At 43.9% G+C, this 10,984-nt stretch carries 19 protein-coding genes; 12 read left to right on the forward strand and 7 right to left on the reverse strand.

The annotated features are described in order from the left end of the window. Positions 1–536: 536 nt before the first annotated feature. The 4 genes from QUA00_RS16370 to QUA00_RS16385 form a co-directional block, all read right to left on the reverse strand. The gene (locus QUA00_RS16370; RefSeq protein WP_333138237.1) at positions 537–947 is read right to left on the reverse strand and encodes a type II toxin-antitoxin system VapC family toxin; all 411 of its coding nucleotides are present in this window, start codon (positions 945–947) and stop codon (positions 537–539) included. Further along, entirely contained in the window at positions 938–1,138 is a 201-nt protein-coding gene (locus QUA00_RS16375; RefSeq protein ID WP_333410240.1) for a hypothetical protein, read from the reverse strand. The genes QUA00_RS16370 and QUA00_RS16375 overlap by 10 nt, the downstream gene beginning before the upstream one ends. 179 nt (positions 1,139–1,317) lie before the next feature. Then, on the reverse strand, positions 1,318–1,653 hold the full coding sequence (locus tag QUA00_RS16380; RefSeq protein WP_333138233.1) for a DUF5615 family PIN-like protein: 336 nt from the start codon (positions 1,651–1,653) through the stop codon (positions 1,318–1,320). Continuing rightward, positions 1,637–1,960: a DUF433 domain-containing protein gene (locus tag QUA00_RS16385; RefSeq protein WP_333138231.1), complete on the reverse strand. Its 324-nt coding sequence runs from the start codon at positions 1,958–1,960 to the stop codon at positions 1,637–1,639. Before QUA00_RS16385 ends, QUA00_RS16380 begins: the two co-directional genes overlap by 17 nt. Positions 1,961–2,261: 301 nt before the next feature. On the opposite strand from QUA00_RS16385, the gene QUA00_RS16390 reads away from it, so the two are divergent. The 6 genes from QUA00_RS16390 to QUA00_RS16415 all read left to right on the forward strand — a co-directional run bounded on the left by QUA00_RS16390 (position 2,262) and on the right by QUA00_RS16415 (position 4,196). After that, entirely contained in the window at positions 2,262–2,567 is a 306-nt protein-coding gene (locus QUA00_RS16390) for a hypothetical protein (RefSeq protein ID WP_333138229.1), read from the forward strand. 16 nt (positions 2,568–2,583) lie between these two features. Next, positions 2,584–2,883, forward strand: a complete 300-nt coding sequence (locus QUA00_RS16395; protein ID WP_333138227.1) for a hypothetical protein — start codon at positions 2,584–2,586, stop codon at positions 2,881–2,883. A gap of 110 nt (positions 2,884–2,993) precedes the next feature. Beyond that, entirely contained in the window at positions 2,994–3,290 is a 297-nt protein-coding gene (locus QUA00_RS16400; protein ID WP_333138225.1) for a hypothetical protein, read from the forward strand. A 210-nt stretch (positions 3,291–3,500) separates the two neighbouring features. Next, on the forward strand, positions 3,501–3,683 hold the full coding sequence (locus tag QUA00_RS16405; RefSeq protein WP_333410241.1) for a hypothetical protein: 183 nt from the start codon (positions 3,501–3,503) through the stop codon (positions 3,681–3,683). 40 nt (positions 3,684–3,723) lie between these two features. Continuing rightward, positions 3,724–3,927 (forward strand): hypothetical protein, encoded by a 204-nt coding sequence (locus QUA00_RS16410; RefSeq protein WP_333290342.1) that lies wholly within the window; start codon positions 3,724–3,726, stop codon positions 3,925–3,927. Continuing rightward, a complete protein-coding gene (locus QUA00_RS16415) occupies positions 3,924–4,196 on the forward strand; it encodes a type II toxin-antitoxin system RelE/ParE family toxin (protein WP_333155417.1) in 273 nt (90 codons plus the stop codon). The genes QUA00_RS16410 and QUA00_RS16415 overlap by 4 nt, the downstream gene beginning before the upstream one ends. Positions 4,197–4,285: 89 nt before the next feature. Here the strand turns inward: QUA00_RS16415 and QUA00_RS16420 are convergent, their stop codons facing one another. Next, the gene (locus QUA00_RS16420; protein ID WP_333410242.1) at positions 4,286–4,537 is read right to left on the reverse strand and encodes a DUF2281 domain-containing protein; all 252 of its coding nucleotides are present in this window, start codon (positions 4,535–4,537) and stop codon (positions 4,286–4,288) included. 213 nt (positions 4,538–4,750) lie between these two features. Between QUA00_RS16420 and QUA00_RS16425 the strand changes: the two genes are divergently transcribed. Next, positions 4,751–5,224 carry a type II toxin-antitoxin system VapC family toxin gene (locus QUA00_RS16425; protein ID WP_333410243.1) on the forward strand — a complete coding sequence of 158 codons (474 nt, stop codon included), beginning with the start codon at positions 4,751–4,753 and terminating at the stop codon, positions 5,222–5,224. Between the two features lie 4 nt (positions 5,225–5,228). Continuing rightward, on the forward strand, positions 5,229–5,408 hold the full coding sequence (locus QUA00_RS16430; RefSeq protein ID WP_333108531.1) for a hypothetical protein: 180 nt from the start codon (positions 5,229–5,231) through the stop codon (positions 5,406–5,408). 51 nt (positions 5,409–5,459) lie between these two features. On the opposite strand, the gene QUA00_RS16435 is transcribed toward QUA00_RS16430, so the two are convergent. Next, entirely contained in the window at positions 5,460–6,476 is a 1,017-nt protein-coding gene (locus QUA00_RS16435) for an adenosine kinase (RefSeq protein WP_333410244.1), read from the reverse strand. Between the two features lie 152 nt (positions 6,477–6,628). Here QUA00_RS16435 and QUA00_RS16440 point away from each other — a divergent pair, with 152 nt between their 5' ends. From QUA00_RS16440 to QUA00_RS16455, 4 genes are all read left to right on the forward strand, one after another. Next, entirely contained in the window at positions 6,629–8,188 is a 1,560-nt protein-coding gene (locus tag QUA00_RS16440; RefSeq protein ID WP_333410245.1) for an AAA family ATPase, read from the forward strand. 86 nt (positions 8,189–8,274) lie between these two features. Further along, on the forward strand, positions 8,275–8,601 hold the full coding sequence (locus tag QUA00_RS16445) for a hypothetical protein (RefSeq protein WP_333305861.1): 327 nt from the start codon (positions 8,275–8,277) through the stop codon (positions 8,599–8,601). A 211-nt stretch (positions 8,602–8,812) separates the two neighbouring features. Beyond that, on the forward strand, positions 8,813–9,607 hold the full coding sequence (locus tag QUA00_RS16450) for a YdcF family protein (protein WP_333305864.1): 795 nt from the start codon (positions 8,813–8,815) through the stop codon (positions 9,605–9,607). A 455-nt stretch (positions 9,608–10,062) separates the two neighbouring features. Next, positions 10,063–10,296 carry a hypothetical protein gene (locus tag QUA00_RS16455; protein ID WP_242722513.1) on the forward strand — a complete coding sequence of 78 codons (234 nt, stop codon included), beginning with the start codon at positions 10,063–10,065 and terminating at the stop codon, positions 10,294–10,296. 284 nt (positions 10,297–10,580) lie between these two features. On the opposite strand, the gene QUA00_RS36855 is transcribed toward QUA00_RS16455, so the two are convergent. After that, positions 10,581–10,984 (reverse strand): ferredoxin-thioredoxin reductase variable chain (locus QUA00_RS36855; protein WP_445305747.1); only part of this gene is annotated, 404 nt, incomplete at its 5' end.

A 10,984-nucleotide genomic window follows, 5' to 3' on the forward strand; every position in this document is an offset into this window, starting at 1 on the left:
CTTCCATCAGGCTAATTACGGCAGAGGTGTCGTTTACGGTGCTGTTCTCATCAAACGTGAGGCAGCAGATGGGCGAGATATATCTGTTAATGAACTCAATTAGTGATTAATTCTTTCCGAGTTCATTACATACTCAGAAGTTGAAACTTAGTAGTCCAGCGATCGCCTTCTCATTTATCTAAAACCACTAAGAGCGATCGCCTTTATTTTAACGAAGTGCGATCGCCCTTAATCTCTCCCCATCCATCCACCTTAATCTGCGGTTGCTAAAAAGAGCGAGATCCCTTACGACAAAAAGTGCGATATCCCTTAATCCCTCCCCATCCATCCACCTTCATCTGCAGTTCAAAAAAGAGCGAGATCCCTTACGACAAAAAGTGCGCTCGCCCTTTCTCCCATCCACATCCATCCCCGTTCATCTGCTGTTCAAAAAAGAGCGATCGCCCTTAATTCAAAAAGTGCGATAGCCCTTCATCTGCGGTTGCTCAAAAAAGCGATCGCCCTTAACACAAAAAGTGCGATCGCCCTTCCCATACTCATGCTCTTGATTCGACGGTGGGGATAACTTGAATTAGCCCCGTGTGAAAGGCTGTGTCGTAGGTAATAACCGGCAAATTTTCGAGTTCAGCTTGTGCCATAATCATCCGGTCAAAGGGGTCGCGGTGGGCAATGGGCAGGCGGCCAGCGCGGAGGGCATGAGCTGAAGTTATAGCTAGTTCGATAAATTTGGCTCGGTGGAGGATTTGCGAATATTCCTCCACAATCTGTTTGGCTTCGGGAAGTTTACCGATGCGATATTTGGTGGCTATTTCCCAAGCGGAAACAGTGCTAACAATGATATTAAAATCGGGGTTGCGAACGATCTCGCGGCATTGGGCATTGAGTTTGGGGTCATCAAAGAGCCACCACAGCAGGATATGGGTGTCGATAAGGTAGCTTATTCCCATTTTTCCAGTTCCTCTTCTGGTAGGGGTTCAAAAAAAGCATCACCGACTTCTCCCGTCAGTAAACCAGGGGTGCGGGGCTGTGGCTGTTCCCGTCCTAATCCGAGGCGAAAATAGTGAATCAAATCATAGATTTCTGCGAGTTTATCTTCGGGGATGTCTTGTAATTCTTGAACGATTTTCTGAATTAGCATAAATCAAATTCTCTGAGGGTTGCTGGTTAATCGATCGGGCTACAAGGGTTGCGGCTTTGTCTATTATGGCTCATTCTACAGGGGTCTAAGTCGGCGACGGGCGGCGGCGAGATCCCTTAATCCCTCCCCGTTCATCCGCCTTCATCTTCGGTTCAAAAAAGTACGATCGCCCTTCGCCCTCACAAATACTCTACCATTCCGACCATATCTTCCAGTGTGTAAATTTCATAGAGCAAAATCAAAGTTTCTATTACTTGTCCGATCGAACGACTCCCCTGTTTGAAATAAGCCACACCAGGATGATCCTTGCTCATACCAGCCATAACTAGAAAATCCCGATCCTGAGTGACAAGCACTCGCTGCTGTTGTTGAATAAACAACCACTGCTGCTCATCTATCTTAGTCCTTAATCCTGCTTCAACCGTTGTCGTCACATCAATACCATAGAGACGTAACGCCCTAGCAATGTCCCGATCGATATGCTCATCTAAATGAAACCTAATTCGCAGACTCACCTTTTAATTCCTTTATTTTTGCTTGTAACCTACCTGGATTTTGACGCATAAATTCATCCACAAAAGCATCATCTTCTGCCATTTCTCTGTCAATTGCTTGGCGATGATCGTAATAATAAGCCATAGCGTCATAAACTGCTGCTACAAGCAGATCGTATTTAGTGGCAATTTCTAAAAGAGAATAACCCATTTTTAGGTGCATCACCATCACATCTTGTACGGCGATTCTCGTCCCAGCAATCCGGGGTTTCCCGCCTCGTACTCCCGGTGTTCTTTCAATGTGTTCTACGCTTACTGTTGTTGTCATGATTTTTTATTAGGTATGATTCAAAAATAATACTATTATAGCCAAAACAGAGATTTTTACAAGCTCGCTCGCTTGGAATTTGGAATAATAGCGATCGCCCTTTCTTCCTTCCCCATCCATTCCCGTTCATCTGCGGTTGCTAAAAAGAGCGATCGCCCTTAACACAAAAAGTACGCGCGTGCGAAGCTATCCCGAAGGGAATCGCCCTTAAAATCAGAATAGACAAACAACATCTAATTTGTTATAATTGAGTAAAACTCAACCAACCGAGTTTTACCCAACTTTATAATAGCTGAAAGATATGTTTTGGATTCTGAAAAACTTAATCAGCACAGATCCACAAGGACACCTCAGTTTAAACCTCGAACCCAAGTCAACAGAGTATCGCGTTCTCGTCAACGAAGCCGGACAAATTTTATTAGACCCAATAACCAACATACCCGATCGCGAACAGTGGTTGTGGCAAAACCCCCAAGCATTAGCCGCCGTTAAGTGCGGCCTCGCGCAAGCAGCTAAAGGTGAAGTACATGATTTGGGTGACTTTTCTGAATATGCCGATCGGGATTTAAGCGTGATAAACCATCGTAAAATTAAATCACAGCAGTGAAAGCTAACTCGCATAAATGACCGACGAAACTCGACGAGAAATAGCGAGACGACTAGCTAGAGAACTAGAATCAAGGACTGTCATCTCACCCATAACACCCGGACAAGGCTTTCAAACTTTGGGTGAATTTAAAAGAACGATCGGGGTGGCAGGAGCGGGGTTAGCGTGGCATCATATAGTTGGGCAAACAACATCAAATTTACAGAGATTCGGGGCAGAAGCAATACACAATACAGGCAATCTCGTCCGGCTAGAACACGGTACTGGGTCAATTCATCAGGAAATTACCAATTTCTACAACTCCGTCCAACCTTAATTAACAGGTACGAATACTCTAACCGTGAGAGGGTGGCTCAGCACTCAATCTTTTGCAGAACAACAAGACTTTGGCATTAGAGTTATTATAGCTTTCGGAGGAACAGTTTAATGCTGACTCTAGATATCCAATCAATCCTCAATTCTATTCCCAATGAAATTAGCTGGCAAGACATCGTACAGTTTGAAAATCTAGACGCTCGTGTTAGCATTGCTAATGACCTTTGTGCTAACATTATTGGTGTCAATGAAAGTACGATCGAATTGTGTCCTAATGAAAATCCTCCCGATCGTTTAGAACAACTGGTTTGGTGGTGGGTTGTGCGTCCCGATTTAGGAGCGGCGATTGCCAAAGAAGCTCCTCAAGAACTCAAAAATATTATCAGTCAATACATTCTGCAAAATTGACAAAAACCAGCGCTCGTCTGTGGTTCAAAAAAGAGCGTGAAGCGAAGCTATCCCGAAGGGAATCGCCCTTACGACAAAAAGTGCGTGAAGCGGAGCTATCCCGTAGGGAATCGCCCTTAAAATCCGAATAGACAAACAACATCTAATTTGTTATAATTAAGTAAAACTCAACCAACCGAGTTTTACCCAACTTTATAATAGCTGAAAGATATGTTTTGGATTCTGAAAAACTTAATCAGCTCAGATTCACAAGGACGCATCAGTTTAAACCTCGAACCCAAGTCAACAGAGTATCGCGTTCTCGTCAACGAAGCCGGACAAATTTTATTAGACCCAATAACCAACATACCCGATCGCACTTCATCGGGTTCTGAGATATCGCTGTTAAAATAGAAGCATCATTCCCTCATAACTCATCTCACCATAAAAGTGTATGAAAATAGAAGACTATCCACTGGCTAAAGAATTGATATTCGATGCCGAAGGCAACATTAGTCAAGTTATTCTAGATTATACCGACTATCAGTATTTCCTAGAAGCGATCGAAGATAAAGGACTTCTCCAGGCTATGCGCGAAGTAAAAAATGAAAACCCGTTAAATTTACAGCAAGCACTTGCAGAACTGGAAAGTGAATGAAAGTCGAATATCTACCCAGTTTTTTGAAAGATTTAAAAGCTCTTAAAAGTACGCCTGTGTTTGAGCAAATCAAGGATTTTGCTTTTGCGGAAATTCCCAATAGTAATGATTTACAAACAATTGTTAACTTAAAAAAATTGAAAGGTGAGGATAATGCGTATCGGCTTCGGGTTGGAGACTATCGAATAGGTTTTTATTTTGATGGCGAAACTCTTACTTTTGCCAGGGTGCTTCACCGGAAAGATATTTATCGCTACTTTCCACCATAAAGCTGTTTTTACTATGGCAGAATGTTTTGGGCAACTTCTCCTTGTCCTTTGAAATAGTAAATTAATGTATTCGTATCCAAAATGTACATCTAAAAGCTCTCCCGCAAGATGTCTTTCCCCGACTCGGCACGAATCTGTTCCAGAGTAGGAAAGTCTTCTGCCCATGTTCCAGCTAGGGAATAAACCAATTCTGTCCAAGGAGTTAAAGAATCTACTGTGTCGGTGGATTGGTTCTCATTCAGGTACTTGGCACGAATAAACTCAGCGAAAGTGAGAATTTCGCTAGCTTGGTTTTCGGGAAGGGTTTTGACGATCGCGTAAATCTGTTCAATGATAGTCATAATCTGGTGAGAAATAAACTGTCGTTAAATTTTATTTAAGCAATAGCGATCGGCTTTTTCGTGTCAGTTTTCATCTGGGGTTCAAAAAGAGCGATCGCCCTTAATCCAAAAAGTACGCGCGTGCGAAGCTATCCCGAAGGGAATCGCCCTTAAAATCGGAATAGACAAACAACATGGTATGGTTAACATGAAATTTGCGATCATCCATTACGTATGAGTGAAACAGTCTACATCGAAACCAGTATCTTGGGCTACCTCACCGCTAGAGCCACCAAAAACCTGATTATAGCTGCAAACATTGAGGTAACACGAGATTGGTGGGAATTTCGGCGAAGCAACTTCAGGCTCTACATCTCACAAGTTGTTTTGGACGAAATAGCAGAAGGTGACTCAGAGATTGCGACTCAACGTTTGGAGATACTTCGCGACTTTCCATTGCTGGAACTCAATCAAGCTGTACGAGACTTAGCAGGACAATTTCTCACACGAAGCAATCTTCCGCCTAAAGCTGCTGCTGATGCGGTTCATATTGTGGCAGCTACCGTTTACGATTTAGATTACCTGCTAACATGGAACTGTAAGCATATCGCTAACGCTCAAATTCAGAGAAAACTTGCAGAAATTAGTTTGGATTTGGGATACCAATTACCGATCATTTGTACGCCTTACGAACTACTAGGAGGTTGAATTTATGTGGCAAGATGAGATCGTGGAGAAAATTCACCAAATTCGCGAACAACACGCTAAGTCATTCAATTACGACTTGGATGCTATGTTTGCAGATTGGCAGAAAAAGCAGGCTAAAAGTGGAAGACAAATTATCTCAAAATCACTCAATCCACGCACTCAGCCAACCTCTATTTGTGGTTAAAAAAAGAGCGATCGCCCTTAACACAAAAAGTGCGATCGCCCCTTTCAATTCCTAACCAGAAATCACCTCACTCAAAAGATGAGCCTGAGAACCCTCAAGCCGAGGCCCGTGAACCTGCACCACCCTAGAAGCCAAGAAATTGCCCCAGCGCGCCGCTTGTGTAGAACTCAAACCGTTAGTAATTCCAAACAAAACACCCCCCGCAAAAGCATCCCCAGCACCCACAGTATCGATCGCCTTTACCGGAAATCCAGCCACATCAACAATCTGTTTGTTCTCCACCACCATGCAGCCTTTATCCCCATTAGTGATAAAAGCCAAATCCGAAATCTCGCTCATTTTCCGAGCGCACTCTTCCAGAGATTCCTCCTTAAAAAAGCTCCGAACTTCATCAGCATTGCAAAAAATTACATCGCAATATTCCGAAACCACCTTGTGAAAATCATCAGCAAATCGATCGACTAAAAAGCCATCCGAAAAAGTAAAAGCCACCTTCACACCCAGACGCTTAGACTGTTCCATCGTCTCAATGCTAGCCTTTCTCGGATCGGGAGCATCCCAAAGATAACCCTCAACATAACTGTACTTGCAGTGAGCCAGTCGATCGACATCAATATCAGTCGTCGCCAGAGTAGTAGAAACCCCCAGATTAGTACACATCGTGCGTTCCGCATCCGGCGTAGTCAGCACTACACAAGTACCCGTAGGCCCGTTCGACTCAGCAGCAGGATGCACGTTAAAATCAATCCCCGCCGCCAGCAAATCTTGGCGGTAAAATTCCCCGTTAGTATCCTTAGCAACCTTCCCCGAATAATACGCTTTACCGCCGCTCTGAGCCAAACCAATCATCGTATTTGCCGCCGAACCGCCCGATCGCATTTGCAGCGAATTGTGTTCTAAATCGTGCAAAATCCCCCCCTGCGTTTCTGAATTCATCAGCGTCATCCCGCCGCGATTCAGCCCGTGGCCGAGTACAAATTCATCTTCCACCAATGCTAGGATGTCTACAAGGGCATTGCCTACGCCAAACACATCCACGGAACCAGATTCTTGATTATTTTCTGTCATCGCTGCTTTTTTTTACACTAACTATCAACTCTATAATAAATCGGATTAAAGTCAACATCCCCACTCCCAATCTAAAGTCCCCAACTTAAAATCTAAAATTCACAATCCAAAATCCCCAATCTAAAATCTAAAATCCAAAATCTAAAATCGCTATGACTTGTCTCCCACCTCTGATCCAGCAAATGTTGCAGCCCGGTTTTTACCCGCACGGGGTGACTGAACCAGTGCAGCTAATTCAGACTCACGCTTCCTTTGTCCTGCTGACAGGAGATTATACTTACAAAATCAAGAAACCCGTCAATTTTGGCTTTTTAGACTATTCAACATTGGATAAAAGGCAGCATTTCTGCAACGAAGAATTGCTAATGAACCGACGCACTGCACCGGAAATTTATCTACAAGTTTTGCCAATTGTTCAAATTGGAGATTTATTTCAATTGGGCAGCAACTTACCTGCTATAAATTCTGGCGAGATTGCTGTAGAATACGTGCTGAAAATGCGAGAATTTCCTCAAGATTCGCTGTTACTCAGTTTGTTGGAACGCGGACTGTTGACCGAGCAAGTTATGGCAGACTTAGGGAGGGAAGTTGCCAAGTTTCACAGCACGGCAATTAGTAATAGCTACATTCGCACATTTGGCGAAGTCAGTCAGATTCGCACAGCAATAGACAACAATTACCTGATTTCGCAAAAATATATCGGCGGGCCGCAGACTCAGGCACATTTTCAGGAAACTAAAGATTATACAGATGCGTTTTTTGAAAAAAATCAAGAATTATTTAATCGCCGGATTGGCAATAATAAAATTCGCGAGTGCCACGGAGATTTGCACTTGCGGAATATAGCATTCTGGCCAGATAAAATCTTGCTGTTCGACTGCATTGAATTTAACGAGCCTTTTCGCTTTGTTGATGTCATGTACGATGTCGCTTTTACAGTAATGGATTTGGAATCGCGGGGGCGCAGAGACTTAGGCAATGCTTTTCTCAATACTTACATCGAACAAACAGGGGATTGGGAAGGACTGCAACTGTTGCCTTTGTATTTGAGCCGTCAAGCTTATGTTAGAGCAAAAGTAACTTCGTTAATGTTGGACGATTCCGCTATTTCAACAGACCAAAAAGCAGAGATTTCACAGACTGCGGCTCATTACTATAAATTGGCTTGGCAATACACAAAACCGCACCGGGGAAAGTTAACTTTGATGTCTGGTTTGTCTGGTTCTGGCAAGAGTACAGCGGCTCGATATTTGGCTCGCCGCACTGGGGCAATTCACATTCGATCCGATGCGGTTCGCAAACATTTAGGCGGAATTCCTTTAAATGAACGTGGCGGGCAAGATTTGTACTCGGATGAAATGACGGCACAGACTTATGGTAGATTGTTAGAGTTGGGGATAATTTTGGCTGAGCGAGGTTGGGATGTGATTTTAGATGCAAAGTTCGATCGCCAAAACTGGAGAACGGATGCGATTAATCAGGCTCAATCCCACGGCTTACCCCTGCAAATCATTTACTGCACCGCACCAATTGAAGTATTGCGAGAACGACTGCAACAGCGCAGGGGCGATATTGCCGACGCGACAGCAGAACTATTGAGTTCGCAGGAAGCATCTTTTGAACCTTGTACAGAATTAGAGCAAATTTCTGTAAACATTGTAGATACCGCGCAAGACTTAGAGGTACAATTAAACTTGATTTGTGGGGAGTAGTTGCAGATCGATCGCCCTTGCCAATTTGATTGTCTGCTAATATTGTAAATATCTTTCTTTGTTATTACAAACATAACTTGCAGCTTATGCCAAAATTTACCGGAGACTCCAAGGGGTTTAGCCCCGCGCTGATATGGTTTGTGTTGTTTACCGTTGGGTTTCGCTTAGTAGGATGTACGCTACCCCTGAGTCTTGGCCTTGGTGTCATTGGTGGCGTGGCAGCAGGTTTAATTGTCGCTTGGTGGCACAACGAATTACTACTCAACCCGAATTTAAGTTCCAAGGAGAAAACCTCGGATGCTATCCTCAATAAAGAAGTAGTGGAAAGGGAGAGCAAACTATATAGCAAAACCTCTAGGCGTGAAGCTCCTACATTGTTAGACTGGTTGTCCGGGCCAGAGGATCGTCGCTAGCTTTAGTCATTAGTCATTAGTCATTAGTCATTAGTCATTAGTCATTAGTCATTAGTCATTAGTCATTAGTCAACAGTCAACAGTCAACAGTCAACAGTCAACAGTCATTAGTCATTAGTCATTAGTTAACATTCACTAATGCCCTTCGTCCCAATACCCAATACTTCGGCTACACGATCGTACAATTTCCCCATGCCAAATTCCCAATTGAATGTTTGTATTTCTATCGAAACTCCTGCCACTGTTTATTTATCCTTTGGGGTTGAGTTGCCTGTTAATGATGGCGGCTTTAATAACACTTTGGAAGCGTCCGAAATGGGCGGCGGCGCCAATTGCTGCGGCTCTAATTATTTTACTGCTCGGAAGTAGCGGTTGGGTTTCAAAATCGTTAGTTCGATCGCTCGAATGGCAAAACTTACCAACCGCCGAACTCCCCCAAGCTGAAGCGATTATCGTCTTGGGCGGCGGTGTCAAAGCAGCTTTACCTCCCCGTCCTTGGGTAGAATTAGCGGAAGCGGGCGATCGCATAATCTATGGTTCCCGACTTTACAAACAAGGCAAAGCTTCCCTGCTAATTCTCAGCGGCGGTAGAGTAGATTGGAAAGGTGGCGGGCCTCCCGAATCGGCAGACATGGCAGAAATTGCCCAAACAATGGGTGTACCGGCATCAGCAATTCTGCAAGACCCCGATTCACACAACACCTATCAAAATGCGGTCAACGTGCGGAAAATTTTAGATGGTAAAGGCATAAAAGGGCAGGTTTTGCTAGTGACATCGGCGATGCACATGACTCGATCGCTGTTAATTTTCCAGCGTCAGGGAATAAAAGCAATTGCCGCACCAACAGACTTTCAGATAACGCAGCAGGATATCGCAGCATCCCAAAGCAATTGGCAATCAGTCGCCTTGGATTTATTGCCGGACACCTATCAGTTAAACCAGTCAACTAAAGCCTTGAAAGAATACATCGGCTTAATCGTTTATCGTCTGCGGGGATGGCTTTAACAGAATTTTATATTTGGGATTTTGGATTTTAGATTGAAGAATTTAAGCTAATATCAAATCCGGTTGCATCCCAATTATAGGGGCGGGGCGGGTTTATACAGCATATTCCAGGTTGATGAAGTACAGTAGCCGCTAAATTTATATTGTGTGATTTTAATATGTAGGGTGCGTCGCTGCGACCTTTTAAATGGAACTTGCAGATTGTTGGTGGCGACGCACCGATGCTTACTACAAGATTGTGTGTACCGCACATACATGGAATATGCTGTATAATTTGTCTATACTTATCAAATATCTGGGCGAAGCGGCCCCTACAAAACTTCATCAGATAAGATTCCCAATCAAACGGATACGATCTAAAATCTAAAATCTAAAATCTAAAATCCAAAATTGATTGAGTGTGTTAGCTTAAAGTCATTACAGCAAATATTAGCCACCGTCGCCCCCAAACAATCATGCTGCCCCACGAGTTGCAAAACATTGCCCCAGAACCGACTCCCGCGGCCGAAATTTTTCAGAGACACCAAATTGTCCGCGAGTTTTACGACGAAATTAAGTACCGTCAAGAACTAGAACTTCACTGCCAGTGGTATTACGCTACAGCCAAGCAGCATCAGCAGGAATTGCAGAAAATGCAGGGAGATTGGAATATTTTAGGTTGGTTCAGCCGCGGACGGTCGAAAAATTAAGCGTTAAATAAAAAAGATGGTTTGTAGTAAGGACTTTAGCCGCGCCGATCGACTAACACCCACAGAAAAAACTGAACTCCTCACTACAAACTCTACAACAGTTATATGACCCTCGCCCAAAAACGGATAATTGCTTTCCGACAGGAGTCGTTAGCCGCCCAAAATTTTATATCCTAGTTCAAGGTTCCAGATTCATCTGTGGAGTAAATCTAAAATCTAAAATCTAAAATCGACTGACGGGATTTGATATTGTCTTTGGGCTCCGGCTTCAACTTTTGAGACAGCTAGACTTCCGAAGATATCAATTCGACCTCATCCTCTTTGAAGTGAGCTCGAAATTTTTTGTCAAACTGAACTAGAACCGGCCAATTGGCACTGACAGGTCTGCCGTGCCATTCGTGAACGATCGCCACGACTTCTCCTTCCATACCCTTAATATCAAATGGTTGACTGCGATTTTCAGGGTGGTGGTAGACAACAACAGAGTTTTTAATGCAAACGCGATCGCCAACTTTCATAAGAAACATTCGGTATATGGGAAACTCAGTGGCTTCAGCCCTGAGAGGGAAACGACTCGGCGGTTTCAACCGCCTTGAATCCCCTTGCGGGGTTGGAGAGGTATGGTTGCCTCTCCGGTGAGGTATGGTTGCCTCAATCTCCTTTTCGGGGTAATGTTCGCTTCGCCAAG

The organism is Microcoleus sp. T2B6 (genome assembly GCF_036700475.1).
In the GTDB taxonomy this organism is placed as follows: Bacteria; Cyanobacteriota; Cyanobacteriia; order Cyanobacteriales; family Microcoleaceae; genus Microcoleus.